Source organism: Solwaraspora sp. WMMA2059, from assembly GCF_027497315.1.
Taxonomy (GTDB): Bacteria; Actinomycetota; Actinomycetes; order Mycobacteriales; family Micromonosporaceae; genus Micromonospora_E.
Map to the genome: position 1 here is coordinate 4,116,265 of NZ_CP114908.1, position 25,580 is coordinate 4,141,844.

General features: G+C 69.1%; 15 protein-coding genes and 2 rRNA genes. 3 read left to right on the forward strand and 14 right to left on the reverse strand.

Features of this window, described 5'->3' with window-relative positions:
• Positions 1-146: 146 nt before the first annotated feature.
• The 5 genes from rpmA to O7553_RS18820 all read right to left on the reverse strand — a co-directional run bounded on the left by rpmA (position 147) and on the right by O7553_RS18820 (position 7,140).
• A complete protein-coding gene (gene rpmA, locus O7553_RS18800; protein WP_123602997.1) occupies positions 147-404 on the reverse strand; it encodes a 50S ribosomal protein L27 in 258 nt (85 codons plus the stop codon).
• Positions 405-413: 9 nt separating this feature from the next.
• A complete protein-coding gene (rplU, locus tag O7553_RS18805) occupies positions 414-728 on the reverse strand; it encodes a 50S ribosomal protein L21 (protein ID WP_123602998.1) in 315 nt (104 codons plus the stop codon).
• A 192-nt stretch (positions 729-920) separates the two neighbouring features.
• Positions 921-4,097 carry an Rne/Rng family ribonuclease gene (locus O7553_RS18810; protein ID WP_281551025.1) on the reverse strand — a complete coding sequence of 1,059 codons (3,177 nt, stop codon included), beginning with the start codon at positions 4,095-4,097 and terminating at the stop codon, positions 921-923.
• Positions 4,098-4,240: 143 nt separating this feature from the next.
• Positions 4,241-5,035 carry a TIGR03936 family radical SAM-associated protein gene (locus O7553_RS18815; protein ID WP_281551026.1) on the reverse strand — a complete coding sequence of 265 codons (795 nt, stop codon included), beginning with the start codon at positions 5,033-5,035 and terminating at the stop codon, positions 4,241-4,243.
• 107 nt (positions 5,036-5,142) lie between these two features.
• The gene (locus O7553_RS18820; protein ID WP_281551027.1) at positions 5,143-7,140 is read right to left on the reverse strand and encodes a TIGR03960 family B12-binding radical SAM protein; all 1,998 of its coding nucleotides are present in this window, start codon (positions 7,138-7,140) and stop codon (positions 5,143-5,145) included.
• A gap of 118 nt (positions 7,141-7,258) precedes the next feature.
• Here O7553_RS18820 and O7553_RS18825 point away from each other — a divergent pair, with 118 nt between their 5' ends.
• Positions 7,259-8,356, forward strand: a complete 1,098-nt coding sequence (locus O7553_RS18825; protein WP_281551028.1) for a hypothetical protein — start codon at positions 7,259-7,261, stop codon at positions 8,354-8,356.
• 12 nt (positions 8,357-8,368) lie between these two features.
• Here O7553_RS18825 and O7553_RS18830 read toward each other — a convergent pair whose 3' ends face one another.
• From O7553_RS18830 to ndk, 4 genes are all read right to left on the reverse strand, one after another.
• The gene (locus O7553_RS18830; RefSeq protein WP_281551029.1) at positions 8,369-9,094 is read right to left on the reverse strand and encodes a lysophospholipid acyltransferase family protein; all 726 of its coding nucleotides are present in this window, start codon (positions 9,092-9,094) and stop codon (positions 8,369-8,371) included.
• 74 nt (positions 9,095-9,168) lie between these two features.
• On the reverse strand, positions 9,169-12,315 hold the full coding sequence (gene ileS / locus O7553_RS18835; protein WP_281551030.1) for an isoleucine--tRNA ligase: 3,147 nt from the start codon (positions 12,313-12,315) through the stop codon (positions 9,169-9,171).
• A 328-nt stretch (positions 12,316-12,643) separates the two neighbouring features.
• A complete protein-coding gene (locus O7553_RS18840) occupies positions 12,644-14,281 on the reverse strand; it encodes an alkaline phosphatase D family protein (protein ID WP_281551031.1) in 1,638 nt (545 codons plus the stop codon).
• 119 nt (positions 14,282-14,400) lie between these two features.
• Positions 14,401-14,826, reverse strand: coding sequence for a nucleoside-diphosphate kinase (ndk, locus tag O7553_RS18845; protein ID WP_281551032.1), 426 nt, complete (start codon positions 14,824-14,826; stop codon positions 14,401-14,403).
• A gap of 212 nt (positions 14,827-15,038) precedes the next feature.
• Here ndk and O7553_RS18850 point away from each other — a divergent pair, with 212 nt between their 5' ends.
• Positions 15,039-16,565, forward strand: a complete 1,527-nt coding sequence (locus tag O7553_RS18850; protein ID WP_281551033.1) for a VOC family protein — start codon at positions 15,039-15,041, stop codon at positions 16,563-16,565.
• A gap of 18 nt (positions 16,566-16,583) precedes the next feature.
• Here O7553_RS18850 and O7553_RS18855 read toward each other — a convergent pair whose 3' ends face one another.
• From O7553_RS18855 to O7553_RS18865, 3 genes are all read right to left on the reverse strand, one after another.
• Complete coding sequence (locus O7553_RS18855) at positions 16,584-16,982, reverse strand: DUF4233 domain-containing protein (protein WP_348650053.1); 399 nt, start codon at positions 16,980-16,982, stop codon at positions 16,584-16,586.
• The gene (locus tag O7553_RS18860) at positions 16,979-18,250 is read right to left on the reverse strand and encodes a folylpolyglutamate synthase/dihydrofolate synthase family protein (RefSeq protein ID WP_281555665.1); all 1,272 of its coding nucleotides are present in this window, start codon (positions 18,248-18,250) and stop codon (positions 16,979-16,981) included. Before O7553_RS18860 ends, O7553_RS18855 begins: the two co-directional genes overlap by 4 nt.
• A gap of 98 nt (positions 18,251-18,348) precedes the next feature.
• Positions 18,349-20,970 (reverse strand): valine--tRNA ligase, encoded by a 2,622-nt coding sequence (locus O7553_RS18865; protein ID WP_281551035.1) that lies wholly within the window; start codon positions 20,968-20,970, stop codon positions 18,349-18,351.
• A 173-nt stretch (positions 20,971-21,143) separates the two neighbouring features.
• On the opposite strand from O7553_RS18865, the gene O7553_RS18870 reads away from it, so the two are divergent.
• Positions 21,144-21,839, forward strand: coding sequence for a hypothetical protein (locus O7553_RS18870; RefSeq protein ID WP_281551036.1), 696 nt, complete (start codon positions 21,144-21,146; stop codon positions 21,837-21,839).
• Positions 21,840-21,966: 127 nt separating this feature from the next.
• On the opposite strand, the gene rrf is transcribed toward O7553_RS18870, so the two are convergent.
• Both rrf and O7553_RS18880 read right to left on the reverse strand, forming a co-directional pair.
• Positions 21,967-22,083 (reverse strand): 5S ribosomal RNA (gene rrf / locus O7553_RS18875).
• Positions 22,084-22,154: 71 nt separating this feature from the next.
• Positions 22,155-25,260 (reverse strand): 23S ribosomal RNA (locus tag O7553_RS18880).
• Positions 25,261-25,580: the final 320 nt, after the last annotated feature.

The window sequence follows — 25,580 nt, forward strand, 5'->3', positions numbered from 1 at the left end:
TATCCTCTCCATTGCCGCCGGCGGGACCGGCGGACACGACAAAGCGGGCTGGGACCTCTGGTCCGCAGCCCGCTCGTCAGGTTGCTCGACAAGCGTCAGCCAGCAACGCCAGGGCGCCTGCCTGCGGCGGCGCTGTACGGCAGATGCTACTGCGTCGCCGGAACGATGTTGACCGTCTTGCGGCCGCGCTTGGTGCCGAACTGCACCGAGCCGTCAGCCAGCGCGAACAGCGTGTCGTCGCCACCCCGGCCGACCAGGTCACCCGGGTGGAACTTGGTGCCGCGCTGACGGATCAGAATTTCGCCGGCGCTGACGACCTGACCACCGAACCGCTTCACGCCGAGACGCTTGGCCTGGGAGTCACGGCCGTTCCGCGAGCTGGACGCACCCTTTTTGTGAGCCATGGCTGGTGCCTACTTCCCGTTCGAGATGCCGGTCACCTTGACCTGGGTCAGCGGCTGACGGTGACCCTGGCGCTTGTGGTAGCCGGTCTTGTTCTTGAACTTGTGAATCCGGATCTTCGGACCCTTGGTCTGCGCGGCGATCTCGCCGGTCACAGCGACCTGGGCAAGCTTGGTCGCGTCGGTCACCAGGTCGTCGCCATCGACGAGGAGCACCGCGGGAAGCGTCACCGCGTCACCGGGGGCACCGGTGATCTTCTCGACCTCGATCACGTCGCCCTCGGCGACCTTGTACTGCTTGCCGCCGGTCTTGACGATCGCGTACATCGGACGCGGACTCCTGTCGTTTGTCGCTGGCGGATGGTGTTCGTGGCAGCTCGGTGGACCGTCGGCTACGCCGTGGGGAACGGACGCGGCGGTCTGCGACTGAGCAGTCACGGGCACGCGGGAACCTGGCGCACCGGGTGCGCCACCGGCAAGCGTACGGCATGCCGGTGGCTACCCTCAAATCGACCCCGGTCAGGGACGAGTCCGGCGGCGGGTGCCGCTGCTGCGGCGGACCCGTCGCCGACCGCCGGCGGCGTGATCGCCTGCGGACGCGTCCCGGTCATCGTCGTCATCGGCGAGATCGGGATCGTCCGCCCCGGCCAAGCGGACCGGTGCCGCGCCGTTGCCGGTCTCGACCACCGGATCCACCTCGTAGCGGGACAGGTCGTAGCCCATGGTCTCGTCCTCGTCCTCCGCGGTCGGATCGACCAGCGGTTGCGCCGCCGCGACGGGAACTCTGATCACGCCGGTGGTAGTCGGGGCAGCCTCGGCCTCGGCGACACCGGCGACCACGTCTGCCGGCTCATCCGGCTGGTCCGCCCCGGTCACAGCCGTCACGTCAGGTGCAGAGGTGACGTCAGGGGTATCGGTGACGTCAGGCGCCGGGAATGCCTCGTCCGCCGGTTGGTTGGCCTTGCGACCCCGGCGGCGGCTGCCACCGGTTGCCGCACCACCCGTAACGCTCGTACCACCACCGCTGGCCGGAGCTGCGGCGACCGTCTTCGCCCGGTCCCCGGCCCCGGTACCGCCCGACGATCGCGGCTTCTCCGGCACCGGCTCGGTGTGGATGATCAGCCCGCGGCCCTTGCAGCAGTCACAGGTTTCGCTGAACGCCTCCAGCAGCCCGGCACCGATCCGCTTACGGGTCATCTGCACCAGACCCAGCGACGTGATCTCGGTGACCTGGTGCTTGGTGCGGTCCCGACCCAGGCACTCGGTCAGCCGGCGCAGCACCAGCTCCCGGTTCGACTCCAGCACCATGTCGATGAAGTCGATCACCACGATGCCGCCGATGTCGCGCAGCCGCAGCTGGCGGACGATCTCCTCGGCGGCCTCCAGGTTGTTGCGGGTGACCGTCTCCTCCAGGTTTCCGCCGGCGCCGGTGTACTTGCCGGTGTTCACGTCGATGACGGTCATCGCCTCGGTCCGGTCGATCACCAGGTGACCACCGGAGGGCAGGAACACCTTGCGGTCCAGGCCCTTGAGGATCTGCTCGTCGATGCGCCGCTCGGCGAACACGTCCGCCACCGCGGCGTGCCGGCGCAGCCGGGCCAGCAGGTCCGGCGAGACGTGGGCGAGGTAGGACTCCACCATCTCGTACGCGGTGTCGCCCTGAACGACCAGTTCGCGGAAGTCTTCGTTGAACAGGTCCCGAACGACCCGGATGACCAGGTCCGGCTCCTCGTAGAGCAGCGTCGGCGCGCCACCGGAACCCGCCTTGGCCTGGATGTCCTCCCACTGTGCCTGCAGTCGTTTGACGTCGCGGGACAGCTCGTCCTCGCTGGCACCCTCAGCTGCGGTCCGCACGATCACACCGGCACCGTCGGGCACCAACTTCTTGAGGATGTCCCGTAGCCTCTTGCGCTCGGTGTCCGGCAGTTTGCGGCTGATCCCGGAGGCGTTCCCGTTCGGTACGTACACCAGATGCCGGCCGGAGAGCGCAACGTGACTGGTGAGCCGAGCGCCCTTGTGCCCGATCGGATCCTTGGTGACCTGCACGAGCACCGAGTCACCGGAACGCAGCGCCTGCTCGATGGACCGGGACCGACCTTCCAGGCCGGTGGCGTCCCAGTTGACCTCACCGGCGTACAGCACCGCGTTGCGGCCACGACCCACGTCGACGAAGGCTGCCTCCATGCTCGGCAGCACGTTCTGCACCTTGCCGAGGTAGACGTTGCCAGCCATGGTGCCCGACGAGGCCCGGGTGACGTAGTGCTCGACCAGGACGCCGTCCTCCAGCACGGCGATCTGGGTCCGGTCACCGCGCTGACGCACCACCATGTCCCGGTCGACGGCCTCCCGCCGGGCCAGAAACTCCGACTCGCTGAGGATCGGCGGACGGGTCCGCCGCTGCTCTCGGCCGTCCCGACGGCGCTGCCGCTTCGCTTCCAACCGGGTCGACCCGGTGACGCCCTGCACCTCGTCGACGGTTTTGCGTGGTTCACGAATCTTGACGACGGTCGGCACGCCGTCCTCGGCCCCGGACTCCGCGTCGCCGGAGCCACGGCGTCGGCGGCGACGCCGCCGACGGGTCATGGAGTCGCCATCGCCATCGCCATCGGCGTCGTCGGCCGACCCACCGTCATCGGACGCCTCGGTCTCGTCGCCGGTGTCGGCGTCGCCCTCCTCCGCGCCGCCCTTGCCCCGGCCCCGGCCCCGGCGCCCACGGCGCCGACGACGCCGGCCGGCCGGCGTGTCGTCGTCATCGTCGTCCGTGTCGGCGTCGGTGGTCACCTCAGCGGGCTGCTCCTGCGGTGCCTCTGCGGCCTCGGTGACCGGCTCGGCCGCCGGCTCGCTGTCGGCGCTACGCCGGCCCCGCCGACGCCGCCGCACCGGCTCGTCGTCGCCGGCCGCCTCGGCACCGTCGATGGTCTGGACAGCGGGCTCCACTGCCGCCGGCTGACCAGCGTCGGTGGCGACCGGCGGACTCTGCGGATCGGGTGCCATGAACAGCACGACAGGTGGTCCGGCTGCCGCTCTGCGGCGTCGGGACGACGGCGCGACGCCAGACACCGCAGCGGCGTCGTCGGTCGCCGGGCCGGCCTGGCCCACGGCGGCACCCGGCTCCGCGTCGGAGTCGGCGGCGGCCGGGCCGGGCATCGCCGCCGACTCGGACTTCGCCGACCGGCCGGCTGCTCGGGTCGGCACCGGCTCGGCGGCCGGTGGTGTCTCGGTGGCCGGCGTCGCAGGACCGACCGGCGACGATGTGGCCAGTTGGGCAGCGGCTGCTCCCGGGGCGGGTTCGCTCTCCTCGACCGGCACCACGACTGCCGGCTCGGCCGCCTTCTTCCGCCGGGTCCGAGTGGTCTTCTTGATCGCCGGCTCAGCAGTGGAGTCGGCCGACGGGCCGGCGGTGTCGTCCGGGCCACCCGCGTCAGCGGTATCAGTACCGGTGGTATCCGTACCGGCCTTGTCCGCTGCCGTCGAACGGCGACGGCGGGTCCGGGACACCGCAGCCGGTTCGCCGGTGGCTGGTGCCGGACCAGCCGAACCACCGGTCGTGGCCGCGTCGCCGCCGGCGACCCCCGCCGCGGCCTTGCTGGTCCGCCGCCGCGTCGTGCGGGCGGTTGTGGATCGGGTCACATCAGCGGGAGCGCCGGCCGGTTCGGTACCGGTCCGGTCCCCGCCCTCTGGCTCGTTTTCGAGCATTGGACGTTCTCCAGTTCTGGCCGCCCCGGGCGCGGGTGAGCGCTGCCACGCAGGGTTGCCGCAAAAAGTGATCCGGCGGACGCGCCGCTGAGCTTCCGGCCCGGTGGGGCGAGAGACCCGGAGGCAGACCGCCGAAGTCTGGCTTACTGAGCGCCGGCCGGAACACGGCTGGCGTTCACCGATGGCTGCCCAGCTCGATCCGCCTCCAACGGATCGACGATCTCCCCCTGCGCGGTCAGTGTTCCCTGAGCTAGCCGGGTCACTCGGGGCGGCACCGGCGGCTCCAGGTCGGCCATGACGCGCAGGCCGGAGAGGACGTCATCGGGTCGTACCGACGGGGTGACCTGCCGGACGACTAGGTCGAGTATCGCACACGGCACCGAGCTGACCTCGGAAGGTAGGCCGCTGCCCGGACCGGCACCCGGTCCGTCGGTGTTGTCGGACCGGTCGGCGACCACGATCCGCACCACTGCGGCACGGGCGTCGAAGGTCCGCCGGCCCTGCTTGGTCAACCGCTCCACCAGCACCTCCTCGGCGGCGGTGAACGTCGCCACCGCCCGGCCGGCCGACTCCGGATCGACCTCGGGCAGCTCGATCCGCCATCGCGACGCGTCGATCCGGTCGGCCAGGCTACCGCCGGCCGCCTCAACCGCCTCCAGTACGTCGAGGCCGGGCGACAGCGCAGCGTCGAGCGCCACCCGCAGCCGGTCGGGGTCGACCTGCTGCTGCAGACCGATCTCCAGATACTCGGCCTCACTGGCGACGCCGGTCGGGGCCGCGCTCGCGTAGGAGATCTTGGGGTGCGGGGTGAATCCCTGAGAGAAGGCGACCGGGACACCGCCGCGGCGCAGTGCCCGTTCGAACGCCCGGGCGAAGTCGCGGTGCGAGGTGAACCGCAGCGGGCCGCGCTTGGCGTACCGGATCCGGATCCGTTGCACGACCGGCGCCTGGCCGCCTGCCGGTTGTGGCTTCCTGCTGATCGTGATGCTCCTCGGAAGGGGTAGGGAACGTCGTCATCCTCACCCGGATGGGTGCGGCGCGCCAGTCAGCCCGCCGCCGGGGTCCGCAGGCCGGTGTTGACCGGCGTCAGCGGCAGCAGTTTCTGCCCGGTCGGACCGATCTGGATCTCAGTATCCATTGACGGACAGACACCGCAGTCGAAACAGGGCGTCCACCGGCAGTCATCCTGCTCATACTCGCCCAACGCGTCCTGCCAGTCCTGCCAGAGCCAGTCCTTGTCCAGCCCGGAGTCCAGGTGGTCCCAGGGCAACACCTCGGTGGTGTCCCGTTCGCGAACCGTGTACCAGTCCAGGTCGACCCCGTACGCCGGCAGCGTGTCGGCGGCCGCGTCGACCCACCGCTGGTACGAAAAGTGCTCGCTCCAGCCGTCGAACCGGCCGCCGGACTCCCAGACCCGGCGGATCACCGCGCCGACCCGCCGGTCACCGCGCGACAGCAGCCCTTCGATCAGCGACGGCTCGCCGTCGTGGTAACGGTAGCCGATCGCCCGACCGAGCGACCGGTCCGCGTTGATGGCCTGCTTGAGCAGCCGCAGCCGGTTGTCGATCACCTCCGGGTGCTGCATCGACGCCCACTGGAACGGGGTGTGCGGCTTGGGCACGAACCCGCCGATCGAGACGGTGCACCGGATGTCCTTGGAACCGGTCGCCGCCCGACCCGCCTTGATCACCTCGTGGGCGAGCCGGGCGATCTGCAGCACGTCGTCGTCGGTCTCGGTGGGCAGCCCGCACATGAAGTAGAGCTTCACCTGACGCCAGCCGTTGGTGTACGCGGTCACCACGGTCCGGATCAGGTCCTCCTCCGAAACCATCTTGTTGATCACCCGGCGGATCCGCTCCGAGCCGCCCTCCGGGGCGAACGTCAGCCCGGTACGCCGACCGTTGCGGGACAGCTCCTGCGCCAGCTCGATGTTGAACGCGTCAACCCGGGTGGACGGCAGCGACAGCGACACGTTCGTGCCGGCGTACTGCTCGGCCAGGCCGGAGCACATGTCGCCGATCTCCGAGTGGTCGGCCGAGGACAGCGACAACAGACCGACCTCGTGGAAGCCGGAGTACTCCAGGCCGTCGGCGACCATCTGCCCGACCGTGGTGATGGACCGCTCCCGCACCGGACGCGTGATCATGCCCGCCTGGCAGAACCGGCAACCGCGCGTACAGCCGCGGAAGATCTCTACCGCGTAGCGTTCGTGGACCGTCTCGGCCAGCGGGACGATCGGCTTCTTCGGGTACGGCCAAGCGTCCAGGTCCATGGTGGTGCGCTTGTGCACCCGGAACGGCACGTCAGCCCGGTTCGGCACCACCCGCTGGATCCGGCCGTCCGGCAGGTAGTCCACGTCGTAGAAGCGCGGTACGTAGATGCTCTCCGTACGGGCCAGCCGCAGCAGCAGCTCGTCGCGCCCACCCGGCGACCCTTCGGCCTTCCACCGCCGGACGATGCCGGTGATCTCCAGCACGGCTTCCTCGCCGTCGCCGAGCACCGCCGCGTCGATGAAATCGGCGATCGGCTCCGGGTTGAACGCGGCATGCCCACCGGCCAGCACCACCGGGTGTGAGTCGTCCCGGTCAGCGGCGGACAACGGGATCCCGGCCAGGTCGATCGCGGTCAGCAGGTTCGTGTAGCCCAGCTCGGTGGCGAACGAGACACCGAACACGTCGAAGTCGCCGACCGGCCGGTGCGCGTCAACGGTGAACTGCGGCACGCCGTGCGCCCGCATCAGCCGTTCCAGGTCCGGCCAGACCGCGTAGGTCCGTTCGGCCAGCACGTCGGGCTGCTCGTTGAGCACCTCGTACAGGATCTGCACGCCCTGGTTCGGCAGGCCGACCTCGTAGGCGTCCGGATACATCAGCGCCCAGCGCACGGCTGCGGCCTCCCAGTCCTTGGCCACCGCGCCGAGCTCGCCGCCGACGTACTGGATCGGCTTGCTGACCTGGGGCAGCAACGGCTCCAACCGGGACCAGACCGACCTGGCCGTCGGGCCACCCACGGTCGCCGTCGGGGCAGCGCCTGCCGGGACACCCATCAAACCTCCTCCAAACCGCACCGGACACCGGGTCAACCACCCACAGTACGCGGGCGGGGCGGCCGGGCTAGCCGCACGGTACTAACCTCGAACGGGTCCGAAAGGAGATGCATCTGCGATGCGGCAGCCGCAACCGGATGAAGGTCCGACCACGGACCAGCCAGCCGGGGCGGGCGGGTCCGACCCGGCCACGTCACCCGCCACGTCACCGGCCCCGTGGCGGGGCTCGGCAGCGGTGCCGCCACCGCGGCCGCGCCAGCGCTGGTGGCAGCGGGACGCCCCCCGGACGGATCAGCCACCACCCCGTGACCCGACCCTGCAGCTACCACCCGACGGGTACGCCGAAGACGATCCAGCGACCCGCACCCCGGTCGACCCGTGGGCCGCCGCCGACCCCTGGCCGGCGGGTCAACCGACCGACCCGCCCGACGAATGGCCCGGTGCCAACCCGCCGACGCCGGAACCGGCGGCCTTCCCCCCGCCGGTGGCCCCACCCGCGCCCACCTCGCCCCCGGACACGCCACCACCGGTCGCCGGTCCGCACCCGCCGAACCCGAGCCGGCTCCCGGTGACCCGACCACCGGTCACCGGGCCACCGGTCACCGGGCCACCGGCGCCGACCGGAAAAGCGGCCCGTCGGCAGCGCCGACAACAACGCCGACGACGGCGCTGGCCATGGAAGACGACGCTGTTCACCCTGCTCACCGTCGCCTGTTGCTGCGGCTGTCCGGCCTACTACGGCAAGCCGCTGTGGGACCAGTACCCGGCGAACGCCGCGCTCCCCGGGCAGGTCGCCGACCTGCGACTCAGCGACGACGGCTCCAGCCAGGAGACCGCCGCCCGGTTGGAAGGTGAGATGCGCACCGCCCATCTGCTTGCCGAGGACACCTTCGCCGGTGTGTACCGGGACGGCAACGGCAAGCTCGTGGTGCTCTACGGCATCACCGGTTTTCGGATGACGCCGGGCAGCGACCTGGACAGCGAGGTCGGCCGGATCAGCGACGCGTACCAGATGGATACCGTCGAGATGTTCGAGACCGGCACCCGGGGCACCCACCTGAGCTGCGGAACCGGCGTCTCCGACGGCGACGACGTGGTGGTCTGCGCCTGGGCCGACCACGGCAGCCTCGGCACCGCGCTGTTCACCCGCCGGTCGGTCGAGGAGAGCGCGACGTTGACCGGGCAACTACGCGCCCAGGCGATCAGCCGGGAGTGACCCGGGAGTGGCTCAGCCGGCGGCGTCGCCGTTACCGTTGCCCGGCTGGCCGTCGCTGGTCCTCGCCCCACCGGCGGTACGCGGTGGCGCGTACCGGGGCACGTACTCCTGGCCGGTGAGCTGCTGAATCTCGCTCATCACCTCGTCGGTGATCCGACGCATCTCGGAGCGGTCATCGCCGCGCCCGGTGAAGTCGAGCGGCTTGCCGAACCGGACCGTGACCGTGCCCCGGCTCAGCTTCGGCCAGAGCGACCCGATCGGCTGGATCTGCGCGGTGCCGACGAACCCGACCGGGACGACCGGCACCCCGGCGGCCAGCGCCAGCCGGGCCACCCCGGTCCGGCCCCGGTACAGCCGCCCGTCCGGCGAACGGGTGCCCTCCGGGAAGACGGCCACCTGCCGGCCGGCCCGCAGCAGCGGGATCGCGCCGTCGAAGGCGCTCAGCGCCGCCCGCCCGCCGCCGCGTTCCACCCGGATCGCGCCGAGCCCGGTCACCAGGCCTTTGGTCAGCAGCCCACGGAATCCGGTGCCGTCGAAGTACTCGGCCTTGGCCCAGAACGCCACGTGCCGGGGCAGCACCGCGCCGAGGAAGTACTCGTCGGCGACGGACAGGTGGTTCGCGGCCAGGATCACCCCGCCGGTGGTGGGGATGTTCTCCCGCCCTTCCACCTTGGGTCGCCAGCCCAGCAACAACGCTGGTCCGACAGTGACTTTGCCGATCGAATACAGCGGCGGCACGGATCCTCCGGCGACGGGACAGGCATGGGTGGGTCGGACAGACACGGTAGCGGACGGGATCCCGCCCGGACCGGTCAGACCCGCTGCACCCGCACCGACACCGGCTCACCGTCGCCCACCTCACCGGCGAATCCCCCCGCCGGGCCGGCCCCGGACGGGTCGACCGTCACCTCGTCGGCGAGCACCTCACCGGCGACGAAGTCCTGGTACGCCCGTACCGCCGCCGCCACCTCGGCCCCGGCGACCACAGTGACCCGGACCCGGTCGGTGATCCGCAGGTCGGCCTCCCGCCGGGCCTGCTGGATCACCCGGACCAGGTCCCGGGCCAGCCCTTCGGCGGCCAGCTCCGGCGTGACGGTGGTGTCCAGCACCACCACCCCCTGCCCGGCCGGCAACGGTGCGGAATGCTCCGGGTCGGCGGCGACCAGCTTCAACTCGTACTCCCCGTCGGCCAGCCGGACCCCGGCGGCGACCGGCGCGCCGTCGTCGCCCAGCGCCCAGTCGCCGGACTTCACCGCCCGGATCACCGCCTGTACCTGGCCGCCGACCCGGGGGCCGAGCACCCGGGGCACCACGGTCAGCACCTGCTGGCAGTGGTCGGCGACGGCGTCGGTGAACTCCACCGACTTGACATTGACCTCGTCGGCGACCAGGTCGGCGAACGGCCGCAGTTGTGGCGCGGCGGCGCTGGCCACGGTCAGCGCCGGCAACGGCAGCCGGACCCGCAGATTACGGGCCTTGCGCAGCGACAGCCCGGCCGAGCAGACCTCGCGGACCGCGTCCATCGACGCGACCAGGTCGTGGTCGGCGGGGAACTCGCCGGCGGCCGGCCAGTCGGTCAGGTGCACCGACCGTTCACCGGTCAGCCCGCGCCAGATCTCCTCGCTGGTCAACGGTGCCAACGGCGCCACCACCCGGGTGAGCGTCTCCAGCACGGTGTACAGGGTGTCGAACGCGTCGGTGTCGCCGGACCAGAACCGGTCCCGGGACCGGCGGACGTACCAGTTGGTCAACGCGTCGAGGTAGGTACGCACGCTGGCGCAGGCACCGGAGATGTCGTAGCTGTCCATCTGCCGGGTGGCCTCGTCGACCAGTTCACCGGTCTTGGCCAGCACGTACCGGTCGAGCAGGTGGGTGCTGTCGGTACGCCGGGTCGCGGTGTAGCCCTCCGCGTTGGCGTACAACGCGAAGAAGTACCAGACGTTCCACAGCGGCAGCAGCACCTGCCGGACGGCGTCGCGGACGCCGCTCTCCACCACCGCCATGTCGCCGCCGCGCAGCACCGGCGAGGCCATCAGCATCCAGCGCATCGCGTCCGAGCCGTAGGTGTCGAACACCTCGTACACGTCCGGGTAGTTGCGCAGGCTCTTGCTCATCTTGCGCCCGTCGGCGCCGAGCAGGATGCCGTGGCTGACGCAGTTGCGGAAGGCCGGCCGGTCGAACAACGCGGTGGCCAGCACGTGCATGGTGTAGAACCAGCCACGGGTCTGCCCGATGTACTCGACGATGAAGTCGCCCGGGTAGTGGTGCTCGAACCACTCACGGTTCTCGAACGGGTAGTGCACCTGGGCGAACGGCATCGACCCGGACTCGAACCAGCAGTCGAGCACCTCCGGCACCCGGCGCATCGTGGACCGTCCGGTCGGGTCGTCCGGGTTGGGCCGGGTCAGCTCGTCGATGCCGGGCCGGTGCAGGTCGGCCGGGCGTACGCCGAAGTCACGCTCCAGCTCGTCGAGCGAGCCGTACACATCGACCCGCGGATAGGCCGGGTCGTCCGAGCGCCACACCGGGATCGGTGAGCCCCAGAACCGGTTCCGGCTGATCGACCAGTCCCGCGCTCCGGCCAGCCACTTGCCGAACGAGCCGTCCTTTACGTGCGCCGGCGTCCAGGAGATCTGCTGGTTCAGCTCCACCATCCGGTCCCGGAAGGTGGACACGGCCACGAACCACGACGACACCGCCTTGTAGACCAACGGCGTGTCACAGCGCCAGCAGTGCGGGTACGAGTGGGTGTAGGTGTCGTGGCGCAGCAGCAGGCCCCGGTCGCGCAGCTCACGGATGATCGGCTTGTTGGTGTCGAAGACCTGCTCCCCCGCGTACGGCGGGACCAGGGCGGTGAACCGGGTGTGGTCGTCGACGGTGACGATCGTCGGGATGCCGGCGGCGTTGCAGGTGTTCTGGTCGTCCTCACCGAACGCCGGGGCCATGTGCACCACCCCGGTGCCGTCCTCGGTGGTGACGAAGTCGGCGCCGAGGACCTGGTAGGCGTTCGGGCCGGCCCGGTCGACCAGGTAGTCGAACAGCGGGGTGTAGCGGCGTCCGACCAGCTCGGCGCCGCGGACCGTGCCGACCCGCTCGAACCCGTCCAGTTCCTTGGCGTACGCCTCGACCCGTGCCGCCCCCAGCAGGTACCGCTGCCCGTCGCGCTGCAGCACCGCGTACTCGATGTCCGGGCCGACGGCGAGGGCCAGGTTCGACGGCAGCGTCCACGGCGTGGTGGTCCACACCCCGATCCGTTCCGGCTCGCCACCGGGCTGCGCCGGCGCCAGCTCGAACCAGACGGTGACGGTCGGGTCCTGCCGGTCGCGGTAGACGTCGTCCATCCGGGTCTCGGTGTTGCTCAGCGGCGTCTCACAGCGCCAGCAGTAGGCCAACACCCGGAAGCCCTCGTAGACCAGCCCCTTGTCATACAGGGCCTTGAAGGCCCACATGACGCTCTCCATGTAGTCCAGGTCGAGCGTCTTGTAGTCGTTGACGAAGTCGACCCAGCGGGCCTGCCGGGTGACGTAACGCTCCCAGTCCTGCGTGTAGGTCAGCACCGAGCTGCGGCAGACGTCGTTGAAGCGCTCCATGCCCAGCTCGACGATTTCCGCCTTCGTGGAGATGCCGAGCTGGCGTTCGGCCTCGACCTCGGCGGGCAGCCCGTGGCAGTCCCAGCCGAAGCGGCGCTCGACCCGCCGGCCGCGCATCGTCTGGTAGCGCGGCACCACGTCCTTGACGTAGCCGGTGAAGAGGTGGCCGTAGTGCGGCAGGCCGTTGGCGAACGGCGGGCCGTCGTAGAAGACGTACTCGTTGGCGCCGTCCGGACCCGGGTCACGCTGGTCGACGCTGGCTTCGAAGGTCTTGTCCGCCGTCCAGTAGTCCAGGACACGGCGCTCCACCTGGGGCAGGTCCGGACTGGCCGGCACGCCGGTGGCGGGGTCGGTCATCGGGTACGCCATGGTGGTGCCCTCTCCTCGCGCAGCTCACTGTCTCGTGGTCTGCGAGGACGAACCCGTCGGGCGGTCGCCGACTGCTGCCGGACGTCGCCACGGTGGGCCGCGGTACCACCTCGCTTGGCGGTCGCCGAGGTGCGCGACCGCCCGCTCATCGGCCGGCTGTGACGGGCCGGACCCGTCCGGTTCTACTGGGGCCGCCGCTGCCGGGCAGTGGTAGCCGGTTCTTCCGGAGGCTCACCGGTGATGGCCGGGTCGTCGCCTTTGGGTTGCCTTCAGTTTTGAGCGTATCCCACCCGTCGAGCTGGTTTCCGTCCGCCTGCCACTTCCGGTTTCAGCGGGCGGACGGGGCCGGCAGGGTGGCCGACCAGAGCGAACGGCCGTCCCGGTCGCGCAGGTGCACGGTGAACGCCCGGGATTCGCCGTCGACGAACACCTCGCCGTAGTGCTGGAAACCTTCGGCCGGTGAGGTGTTGACCCGCGGTGGGGCGTTGACGAACACCGCCTCCGGGCCGAACGTACCGTCGAGGGTGTTCGGGCCGAACGCCCCGGCGTGCGCCGGGCCGGAGACGAACTCCCAGAACGGGGTGAAGTCGGCCACCGCTGCCCGTGCCGGATCGTAGTGATGGGCGGCGGTGTAGTGCACGTCAGCGGTGAGGAAGACGATACCGGTGACACCGGCCCGGTGCGCCGCGCCGAGAATCTCGGCGAACTCCAGCTCCCGCCCGGCCGGCGCGCCGCCGTCGCCCTGGGCGATGCCTTCCTGGGCTGCGCCACCGTCCGGCACGATCAGACCGAGCGGCAGGTTGTTGGCGATCACCTTCCAGGTGGCCGTCGACCGGGTGAGCTCGCGGATCAGCCACTGCCGTTGCTGGGTGCCGAGCAGGCCCCGATGCGGGTCGGCGTAGGTGTTGCCGTCGTTGGGGTCCTTGTAGGTGCGCATGTCGAGGACGAACACGTCCAGCAGCGGCCCGTAGCGGACCACCCGGTACAGCGGTCCGTCGTCCGGGGTCGGCAGCCACTCGTGGAACGCCTGCCGGGACCGGGCGGCCAGCACGTCGACCCGGGTCTCGGTGTAACGCGGGTCGGTGAGGATCTCGCCCGGGTACCAGTTGTTGGTCACCTCATGGTCGTCCCACTGGTTGAGTTGCGGCACCTCGGCGGCGAACGACCGCAGCTGCGCGTCGAGCAGGTTGTAGGCGAACTGGCCACGGAACTCGGTGAGCGTCTCGGCGACCTTGGACTTCTCCGGGGTCACCAGGTTGCGCCACACCCGCCCGTCCGGCAGGGTCACCGTCTCAGCGAGCGGGTTGTCGGCGTACACCGTGTCGCCGCTGCACAGGAAGAAGTCCGGCCGGCCACGCCGCATCGCCTCGAAGATCCGCATCCCGCCGAAGTCCTCGCTGATCCCCCAGCCCTGGCCGGCGATGTCCCCGGTCCAGACGAACCGCACGTTGTCGACCCGACCCCGGGTGCCGCCGACCGGCCGGCCCCGGTGGTGTCCGTGGTGACCACCGGCGCGGGGTGCGGTGCTCAGCGAACCGGTCAACGGTTCGCTGACCAGGCTGGGACGGTGCAGACTCTCCACCCGCACCCGGTAGTGCAGCCGCTCGCCGGCGGGCAGGCCACGCAGCCGTACCTTGCCGGTGTAGTCGCCGCGGCTGTCGAGCACCGGGCCGCGTACCCGCCGGGCGTCGCGCAGGTCCGGCCGGCGGCCGACTTCGACGATCAGCCGGCCGACCCGGTCCGCGCGGGTCCAGACGACGGCCTCGCCGGGGCCGGCCACGCCGCTCTGGACGCCGTGGGTGAGCACCGGCCGGCCGGTGGGGTGCCAGGCCGGCGCCGCAGGCCGGCCCGACGCTGCGGGCCCGCTGGCGGCCGCGCCGGCTCCGCCGAGCAGCGCGCCGCCAGCGAGTCCGGTGCCGCCGGCCAGTCCGGCCCGCAGCAGGGTACGGCGGTCGAATGGGTTCATCGAATCCTCCTGGGAAGTCCGGTGTCCCCAAGAGGTCTATCGATGAAATGTGGCGAGATCCCCCGAATCAGGTGGCCAGCACACGAACCGGCCGACAACCTGCGGCTGATCGACCGGGGTCAGCCCAGGTCGGGGAACCAGAGCTTGATCTCGCGGGCCGCGCTCTCCGGGGAGTCCGAGGCGTGCACCAGGTTCTCCCGGTTGGACAGCGCCAGGTCGCCGCGAATGGTGCCGGCCGTCGCCTTTCGCCCGTCGGTGGTGCCGATCAGCCCACGGACCACATCGATGGCCTGGTCACCGGCGAGCACCAGGGCGACCAGCGGCCCGCCGGTCATGAACTCCTTCAGCGGCGGGTAGAACGGCTTGTCCACATGGTCGGCGTAGTGCGCGCCGGCCAGGTCCTCGTCCATCCGGCGCGACTGCAGGGTGACCAGGTACAGTCCCTTACGCTCGAACCGGCCGAGGATCTCGCCGACCAAGCCGCGCCGGACCGCGTCCGGCTTGATCAACACGAGGGTACGTTCGACATCGGTGGGGCTGGACACGCTGGCTCCTTATCGACGGACCGGCAGCGCTCCCCTGCGGAGCGATCCGGTACGGACTGGCGCTGCCAGCCTAGTGGGTCCACGCCGCCCCGCGCGTCATGATGGAGGGCCAGGGGACGGACGAGGACCGGCGGCTACCGACGCCACCGGTCGTGGCTCTTCCATCCTCGCCGGGCCCGGCCTAGCCTGGCCTTGACGCAGGGAGGTCTACTGTGGCGAACGGCCATCGATCGGTTTCCACCGCCCGCAAGCTCATCGGCACGGTGCTGGGCACTTTCGCCACGTTCATCATCCTCTTCGGCGCAGGCATGACCAGCTGGGCGATCGCCGCGCTGGGCGTGGCGCTGCTGGTGCTCGCGGTCAGCCTGGTGCTGATCACCGCGTTCCCCGGCACTGAGCGCGCCTGGGTGGCTGGCATCGCCCACGTCCGCAGCGTCTCCGAGCCGCCGGCCTCCTCCACCTACGGCCGCTGCGAACTGCAGATCCTGGTGGACGCGCCGGGCGTACCGCCACGGTCGGTCAAGGTCCGCGACCCCCGGGTGCCGGTGGCGAAGTGGCCCGACCCCGGTGCCACGCTGCCGATCATGGTCGCCATCGACGACCAACGTCACGTACGGATCATCTGGGACGACGTGCTCACCCACGCCGAAGCCGCCGCGCAGCGGGCCGACCTGCCGCCGGAGTTCGACGAGCCCGATTTCAGCACCCTCGACGACGACCTGCTCGACGTCGATGAGGAGCCGCCGTGGGTGCGGCGACGCTCCGACGACCTGTTCCTCGACCCGGACACCACCCGGACCGCCGATCTCGGTGCGGGGCTGCGCGACGACGATCCGGCCGAGCCCGCCGGTCCGGCCGACGATCCGCGTCAGCGCCAACGCGACCCGGCGGAGAACCCCCGCCCGGACTTCGCCACCCCAGGGTTCGACCCGGACATCGAACCGTCCGAGCCGGAGGATCCCGGCAACCCCGGCAAGGACCCCGGCAAGGTCGGCGACCCCGTCGTGGTGAGCCAGTCTCCGGGCGGCCACAAGGTGGTGGACGGCACGGTGGTGGACCCGCAGCCGGTGCCGCTGCCGCGCCGTGCCCGGCCACGGCCGTACTCCCCACCCGCCGAGCCGGAGGCCGGCACGGTCACCGCCGGAGCGGACCGGGGCCGGGCCGCCGCCGAGGCCCGCGCCGAGTCACCGACCGCCACTGGGACGGCGCTGGCCGACCAGCCCGACCCGGACGCAGACGACCCCGACGGCGGGTCGGTGCCCGACCCGGACGGACCGCTCGCCGACCTGGCCGCCGCCGGCCCCGACACCCTGGCCGGCGAACCGGCCGACGATCACGGGCCGATTCACGGCGTCGGTCTGACCCTGCTCGTCGCGGACCTCGACCGGTCGGTCGAGTTCTACCGCGACATGCTCGGCTTCTTCGAGATCGACGGCGGTGACGGAAACGCAGTGCTCGCCTCCGGGCAGACCCGCCTGGTGCTGCGGTCGGTGCCCGAGGTCGCCCCGGTCAACCGTCGGCTCATGCACCTCAACCTAGAAGTCGACGGCCTGCAACGGATGCACGACGAACTCAAGGCCAAAGGGGTGCGGTTCACCTACGCGCCCCGGGCAGTCAACCGTGGTGCCCGGTTGGAGCTGTGGGCAGCCGCTTTCCGCGACCCGGACGGCCACGGCATCGCCATCATCGAGTGGCGTGACCGCGACCAGCCGACGTCCGACGCCGACGTGTCGCAGTGACCCCGGCGACGGCTGTGGTCAGCTGAGAATGACCCGCCGGACGTGCCACACGTACGCCCAGACGATGCCGAACAGCACCCCCACCACCAGCAGCGACCAGTGCAGCAGACCGGCGAGCAGGACCAGCCCCTGCAGCACGGTGCCGGCGTACCAGGCCCAGCGGCGCCGCAGCAGACCGGCGAGCAGCACCGCGCCGACGGCGAGGACGGCGCTGGCCACCATGGCCGCCGGGACGGAGCCGTCGCCCAGCATCCGGATCGGCTGGATCGCCAGCACCAGCACCAACGCTTCCAGGCCGAGAGTCGCCGCGCCGAGCCCGCGCGCGGCGGCCGACGGGTTGCGCAACCCGGACCGACGCGGCGGCAGCCCGGCTGGGTCGTCGCTCACGGATTCGTCGCTCACCGGGCCGTCGCTCACCGGGTCAGCAGCCGGCGTGCGTCGGCCACCGTCACCACCGACCCGGTGATCAGGACCCCCACCCCGCTGAGCTCCCCGTCGAGGTCGGCCTCGGCCAGCTCCACCGCCGCTTCGATCGCGTCCGGCATCTGCTGGGTCACCCGTACCCGGTCCACGCCGAACGCCTCGACCGCGAGGCCGGCCAACTGACCGACCGGCATCGCCCGCGGCGACGTGTTGCCGGTCACCACCAGCGCGTCCGCCACCGGCTCCAGCAGATCCAGCAGCGCCTCGGCGTCCTTGTCGGCCAGCACGGCGAGTACCACCACGAGCCGCCGGAACGCGAACTCCTCCTGCACCGCGGCGACCGTAGCCGCCATCCCGTGCGGGTTGTGGGCGCCGTCGAGCAGGATCGTCGGCGCGCTGCGTACCCGCTCCAGCCGGCCCGGTGACGACACCCCGGCGAAGCCCTGCCGGACCGGCTCGGCGTCCAACGTCCGGCCCGGACCGGCACCGAGGAACGCCTCCACCGCCGCCAGCGCCAACGCCGCGTTCTGCGCCTGATGCGCCCCGTGCAGCGGCAGGAACACCTCGTCGTACCGGCCGCCGAGCCCCTGCAACGTGAGCATCTGCCCGCCGACCGCGACAGCGCGGTGGACCACTCCGAACTCGCCGCCCTCCCGGGCGATGGTTGCCCCCACCTCGGCGCACCGGTCCAGAATCGGCCCGGCCGCCTCCTCCGGCTGCACCGCGGTGACCACCGTCGACCCGGCGTGCACGATGCCGGCCTTGGCCCAGGCGATGTCGGTGAGGGTGTCACCCAGCCACTCGGTGTGGTCCAGACCGATCGGCGTGATCACGCAGACACCGGCGGACAGCACGTTGGTGGCGTCCTCGGCGCCGCCCAGCCCGACCTCCACCACCGCCACGTCGACCGGGGCGTCGGCGAACGTCGCGAACGCCAGCGCGGTCGTCGTGTCGAAGTACGTCAGCGGCTCCGCTGCCTGCTTGTCAACCAGGCCGGCCAACGGCGCGACCTCCCGGTACACTGCGGCGAATCGCTCCTCGCTGACCGGCTCACCGTCCAGGCTGATCCGCTCCCGCACCGTCTCCAGGTGCGGACTGGTGTAGCGGCCGGTGTGCAGCCCGAAGGCCCGCAGCAACGAGTCGATCATCCGGGCGGTCGAGGTCTTGCCGTTGGTCCCGGTCAGATGGATCGACGGGTACGCCCGCTGCGGGCTGCCCAGCAGGTCCAGCAGCTGGCCGATCCGGTCCAGGTCGAACACCATCCTGGTGAAGCCCCGGTCGGCGAGCTCCTGCTCGACCCGCGCGAACTCGCCACCCGGCCGCTGCTTCGCGCCGCCGGTGGCTCCAGGTCGACGTACCGTCACGACTGCTCACCGTCGGCGGCCGGCAGCGCGGCGAGCGCTCCGGCGATGCGGGCCAGCTCCGCCTCGGCCGCCGTCAACCGGGTACGGATCTTGTCCACCACCGGGGCAGGTGCCTTGTCGACGAACGCGCTGTTGCCCAACTTGGCCCGACACTGCTCGGCTTCCCGCTTGGCCGCCGACCGGTCCTTGGTCAACCGGGCGCGTTCAGCCGCCACGTCGATCGAACCGCGGGTGTCGAACTCGACCCCGACCTGCGCGGTCACGGCAAGCTTCGCGGTGGCCGAGAACTCGACGGCCGGTTCGTCCAGCCGGGTCAGCGACCGGATCAGCGGCTCGTGCCCGCCGACGCCCGCGTCGGCCAGACCGGTCAGCCGGGCGCTGACCCGTTGGGTTGGCCGCAGCCCCTGATCCGACCGGAACCGGCGGACCTCGGTGACCACCCGCTGCACCACGGCCAGCTCCGCCTCCGCCGCCGGATCGTGCCACGCCGGATCGGCGACCGGCCAGGAAGCCACCATCAGACTGCCGGCCACCGGCTGGCCCGACCCGGCCAGCGCCGACCACAACTCGTCGGTGACGAACGGGGTAACCGGGTGGAGCAGCCGCAGCAGCTGGTCGAGCACGTGGCCGAGCACCCGGCGGGTCCGGTCAGCGGCCTCCCCGCCAGCGCCCAGCACCGGCTTGCTCAGCTCCAGGTACCAGTCGCAGACGTCGTCCCAGGCGAAGTGGTAAAGCGTGTCACACGCCTTGGCCAGCTCGAACGCCTCGAACTGCTGGTCGACCTGCGCTGTCACCTCCTGCAGTCGGGACATGATCCACCGGTCGGTCATGCCCAGATCCGCCGGATCGGGCAGGTCGCCGGTCAGGTGCGCGCCGTTGAGCAGCGCGAACCGGGTGGCGTTCCACAGTTTGTTGCAGAAGTTGCGGGAACCCTGGCACCACTCCTCGCTGATCGGCACGTCGGCGCCCGGGTTGGCGCCCCGGACCAGGGTGAACCGGGTTGCGTCGGCACCGAACCGGTCGATCCAGTCGAGCGGGTCGACGACGTTGCCGTACGACTTGGACATCTTCTTGCCGAACTGGTCCCGGACCATGCCGTGCAGGGCCACCACGTCGAACGGCTGCCGGCCTTCCATCGCGTACAGCCCGAACATCATCATCCGGGCCACCCAGAAGAACAGGATGTCGTAGCCGGTCACCAGCACGCTGGTCGGGTAGAAGGTCCGCAGGTCGTCGGTCTGGTCCGGCCAGCCGAGCGTGGAGAACGGCCACAGCGCGCTGGAGAACCAGGTGTCGAGGACGTCCTCGTCCTGCCGCCAGCCGGCACCGGCCGGCGGCTGCTCGTCGGGTCCGACGCAGACGACCTCGCCCGCCGGGCCGTACCAGACCGGAATCCGGTGCCCCCACCACAGCTGCCGGGAGATGCACCAGTCGTGCATGTTGTCGACCCAGGCGAAGTAGCGTGCGGCCAGCTCCGGCGGCTCCACCCGGGTCCGACCGTCACGCACCGCGTCCCCGGCCGCCTTCGCCAGCGGGCCGGTCCGGACGAACCACTGCAACGACAGCCGCGGCTCGACCGTGGTCCGGCACCGCGAACAGTGACCGACCGCGTGCACGTACGGCCGCTTCTCGGCCACCACCCGCCCTTCGGCCCGCAACGCCGCGACGATCGCCGGCCGCGCCTCGAACCGGTCGAGTCCTTCGAACGGTCCGGCCGCCGTGACCACCGCCCGCTCGTCAAGGATGGTCAGACTCGGCAGCCCGTGCCGTTGGCCGATCTCGAAGTCGTTGGGGTCGTGCGCCGGGGTCACCTTCACCGCGCCCGTGCCGAACGTCGGATCGACGTGCGCGTCCGCGACGATCGGGATCCGCCGACCGGTCAACGGCAGCTCAACCTCGGTGCCGACGAGATGACGGTAGCGGTCGTCGTCCGGGTGCACCGCCACAGCGGTGTCGCCCAGCATCGTCTCGACCCGGGTGGTGGCCACCACGATCGACGCGTCGCCCTCGCCGTACCGGATGGAAACCAGCTCGCCGTCGTCGTCGCTGTGTTCCACCTCGATGTCGGACAGGGCGGTTCGGCACCGCGGGCACCAGTTGATGATGCGCTCGGCGCGATAGATCAGCTCGCCGTCGTAGAGACGCTTGAAGATGGTCTGCACCGCCCGGGACAGACCCTCGTCCATCGTGAAACGCTCCCGGTCCCAGTCGACCGAGTCACCGAGACGGCGCATCTGCCCGAGGATGGTGCCGCCCGACTCCGCTTTCCACTGCCAGACCCGGTCGATGAACTGCTCCCGGCCAAGGTCGTGCCGGGACAGCCCTTCGGCAGCGAGCTGTCGCTCCACGACGTTCTGGGTGGCGATCCCGGCGTGGTCCATGCCGGGCAACCAGAGCGCCTCGAAGCCCTGCATCCGCTTGCGTCGGATCAGTGTGTCCTGGATCGAGTGGTCGAGTGCGTGCCCGACGTGCAGCGACCCCGTGACGTTCGGCGGCGGCACCACAATGGTGAACGGCGGCTTCCCGCTGCCCGCGTCGGCTCGGAAGTACCCCTCGGCTACCCACCGCTCGTACCGCCGATGTTCGACCTCGCCCGGAGCGTACTGGGCCGGCAACATGGGGGCAGCGTCGTGATGGGGTTGCGAAGTTTCGGTCACCCATCGAGTTTACGGAGCCAGCGCACCTGGATTCACGCAGGCCCGGTCGCGGCTGACCGGCGGCCTCGGCCCACTTGGCGGGCCGACGGGCCACACCCACCGCTCGGCTGGCCCGGTGACGTACGGTGTCGGGCATGGTCGACGACATATTCGGCGGACGGCGGCCGGCTCACCAGGAACCGGAAGACCGTCAGGAACCGTTCGACGTCACCCCGGACGCCCTGCCGACGCCGGGCGACGGACACGGCCGCAGCCGAGGTGTCCTGGCCGGGCGCGGTCGGCGCGTCGCCGTCATCGGCTCGCTCGCCGCGATCGGTGTACTGGGCGCCGGTCTGCTCGGTTCGACGGGGCTGCGCATCGTCGCGCAGAAGGATGCCAGCCTGAGCGCCCCGGACGAGGCGGCCGGGCTCGTCCGCGACGACGGAGAACAGGCCAGGGGTACGGCCGATTACCTGCACAGTGCCTTCGCCGCCGGAATCGACCTGGACCACAGCACGGCCGCGGTCTACCGGGATCCGTCGGCGGCGGACCGCAGCGTTCTGGTTTTCGGTGGCACCGCCCTGCTGTGGTCACCCGAGCACGACCTGGACGCGCTGCTGGAGATCGTCGGTGACGAGGAGGGTTCGGTGGCCGGCGTCCACCGGGTGCCGGCCGGGACGTACGGCGGGGTGATGAAGTGCGGCAGCACGCCCACCGACGACCAGGAGATGCCGGTCTGCGGGTGGGCGGACCACGGGAGCATCGCGGTGGCACTGTTCCCTGGACGCACCGTCGACGAGTCCGCCGCGCTGCTCGCGGACCTGCGCGTGGACCTCCAGCAGCGGAGCTGACGTCCGCGCCGCGGTTCTCGGCACCGCCGGTGCGGGGGTCTGTGCCTTCTGTCCGGGGGCCGTCGTCTGCGGACTTTCCCGGAAAACACTTGTGGGCCACCCGTACGGGTGGCCCACAAGTAAAGATGTCCGGCGGTGACCTACTCTCCCACACCCTCACGAGTGCAGTACCATCGGCGCTGGAGAGCTTAGCTACCGGGTTCGGAATGTAACCGGGCGTTTCCCCTCCGCCATAACCGCCGTAACCCTAACAACAAACCAAACACACACAAGTGTTCGTTTGCCCAGAATCACACAGTGGACGCGTACATCTTCGAAGTCAAGTCCTCGGCCTATTAGTACCGGTCAACTGAACCAGTTACCTGGCTTACATCTCCGGCCTATCAACCCAGTCATCTACTGGGAGCCTTACCCCACAAAGTGGGTGGGACACCTCATCTTGAAGCGAGCTTCCCGCTTAGATGCTTTCAGCGGTTATCCCTTCCGAACGTAGCCAACCAGCCGTGCCCCTGGCGGGACAACTGGCACACCAGAGGTTCGTCCGTCCCGGTCCTCTCGTACTAGGGACAGCCCTTCTCAAGTATCCTACGCGCGCGGCGGATAGGGACCGAACTGTCTCACGACGTTCTAAACCCAGCTCGCGTACCGCTTTAATGGGCGAACAGCCCAACCCTTGGGACCTGCTACAGCCCCAGGATGCGACGAGCCGACATCGAGGTGCCAAACCATCCCGTCGATATGGACTCTTGGGGAAGATCAGCCTGTTATCCCCGGGGTACCTTTTATCCGTTGAGCGACACCGCTTCCACACGCAAGTGCCGGATCACTAGTCCCGACTTTCGTCCCTGCTCGACCTGTCAGTCTCACAGTCAAGCTCCCTTGTGCACTTACACTCAACACCTGATTGCCAACCAGGATGAGGGAACCTTTGGGCGCCTCCGTTACCCTTTAGGAGGCAACCGCCCCAGTTAAACTACCCACCAGACACTGTCCCTGAACCGGATCACGGTCCGAAGTTAGAAACCCAAATCAACCAGAGTGGTATTTCAACAACGACTCCACCGATACTGGCGTACCAGCTTCACAGTCTCCCACCTATCCTACACAAGCTAATTCGAGTACCAATGTCAAGCTATAGTAAAGGTCCCGGGGTCTTTCCGTCCTGCCGCGCGTAACGAGCATCTTTACTCGTAATGCAATTTCGCCGGGCCTGTGGTTGAGACAGTAGGAAAGTCGTTACGCCATTCGTGCAGGTCGGAACTTACCCGACAAGGAATTTCGCTACCTTAGGATGGTTATAGTTACCACCGCCGTTTACTGGCGCTTAAGTTCTCAGCTTCGCCCCGAAGAGCTAACCGGTCCCCTTAACGTTCCAGCACCGGGCAGGCGTCAGTCCATATACATCGAATTACTTCTTCGCATGGACCTGTGTTTTTAGTAAACAGTCGCTTTCCCCTGGTCTCTGCGGCCATACAACGCTCCACCCGAAAAGAGCTTCACGTCTCCGGCCCCCCTTCTCCCTAAGTTACGGGGGCAATTTGCCGAGTTCCTTAACCACAGTTCGCCCGATCGCCTCGGTATTCTCTACCTGACCACCTGTGTCGGTTTGGGGTACGGGCCGCTAGAAGCTCGCTAGAGGCTTTTCTCGGCAGCATAGGATCACTGACTTCACCTGAATCGGCTCGGCATCACGTCTCAGCCTCACGCACCACGGATTTACCTATGATGCAGCCTACACGCTTACCCCGGCACAACCACCGGCCGGGATCAGCTACCTTCCTGCGTCACCCCATCGCTTGACTACTACCCGCCAGGTTCCCGCGCTCCCTCAGATCAGTCCGAAAACCTCACCAAGTTCGGGCAGTTAGCACAACGAGGTTCATCATGGGCGCTCCTTCGCGGGTACGGGAATATCAACCCGTTGTCCATCGACTACGCCTCTCGGCCTCGCCTTAGGTCCCGACTCACCCAGGGCGGATTAGCCTGGCCCTGGAACCCTTGGTCATCCGGCGGAAGGGTTTCTCACCCTTCTTTCGCTACTCATGCCTGCATTCTCACTCGTGCCGCGTCCACAGCTGGGTCACCCCGCTGCTTCACCCCCGGCACGACGCTCCCCTACCCATCCACACACCTGCACCAACCCAAAAAAGGATCAGCAAAGTACACGCGTGAATGCCACAGCTTCGGCGGTGTGCTTGAGCCCCGCTACATTGTCGGCGCGGAACCACTTGACCAGTGAGCTATTACGCACTCTTTAAAGGGTGGCTGCTTCTAAGCCAACCTCCTGGTTGTCTAAGCGACCCCACATCCTTTTCCACTTAGCACACGCTTAGGGGCCTTAGCTGGTGATCTGGGCTGTTTCCCTCTCGACTACGAAGCTTATCCCCCGCAGTCTCACTGCCGCGCTCTCACTTACCGGCATTCGGAGTTTAGCTGATTTCGGTAAGCTTGTAGGCCCCCTAGACCATCCAGTGCTCTACCTCCGGCAAGAAACACGCGACGCTGCACCTAAATGCATTTCGGGGAGAACCAGCTATCACGGAGTTTGATTGGCCTTTCACCCCTAACCACAGGTCATCCCCCAACTTTTCAACGTTGGTGGGTTCGGCCCTCCACGCGGTCTTACCCGCGCTTCAGCCTGCCCATGGCTAGATCACTCCGCTTCGGGTCTAGAACATGCGACTCAAACGCCCTCTTCAGACTCGCTTTCGCTACGGCTACCCCACACGGGTTAACCTCGCCACATGCCACTAACTCGCAGGCTCATTCTTCAAAAGGCACGCCGTCACCCCGAAAGGCTCCGACGGATTGTAGGCGAACGGTTTCAGGTACTATTTCACTCCCCTCCCGGGGTACTTTTCACCATTCCCTCACGGTACTCGTCCGCTATCGGTCACTAGGAAGTATTTAGGCTTACCAGGTGGTCCTGGCAGATTCACGGCAGATTTCAGGGGTCCGCCGCTACTCGGGAACATCCACAGAAGACCAGAAGTTTTCACCTACCGGACTATCACCGTCTACGGCTGGCTTTTCCACACCATTCAGCTAACAACTGGCTTTATCACTTCTCGACCGAATGTCAGTCCGATCAGCAGAGTCCCACAACCCCGACCACGCAACCCCTGACAGGTATCACACGCAGCCGGTTTAGCCTCATCCGCTTTCGCTCGCCACTACTCACGGAATCACTATTGTTTTCTCTTCCTGCGGGTACTGAGATGTTTCACTTCCCCGCGTTCCCTCCACACACCCTATGAGTTCAGGTGCAGGTGACACCACATGACTGATGCCAGGTTTCCCCATTCGGACACCCTGGGATCACAGCTCGGTTGACAGCTCCCCCAGGCCTATCGCGGCCTCCCACGTCCTTCATCGGCTCCTAGTGCCAAGGCATCCACCGTTCGCCCTTGACAACTTGACCACAAAGATGCTCGCGTCCACTGTGTAATTCTCAACAAACGACCAACCCGCAACCCCCAGCCCCACACCAGCACCACCACACACGATGGCCGGTATGCAAGACCAGGCCGCGCCTGGCACCAGAGACAACAACCCACCACGTGGCCTGTTCCCTCAGGACCCAACAGGATGCCCACCATCCACACCAGCCGCACCAACACCACCCTCCACACCCCCACCCGAAAGCAGAAGCAGTACTAGCAGCATCAGCCGTTGCCGACACGAACTCACCAGTGTCTCCGCCAAATGAGCACCCCCACCCCACACTCGGAGGCGGCAGGC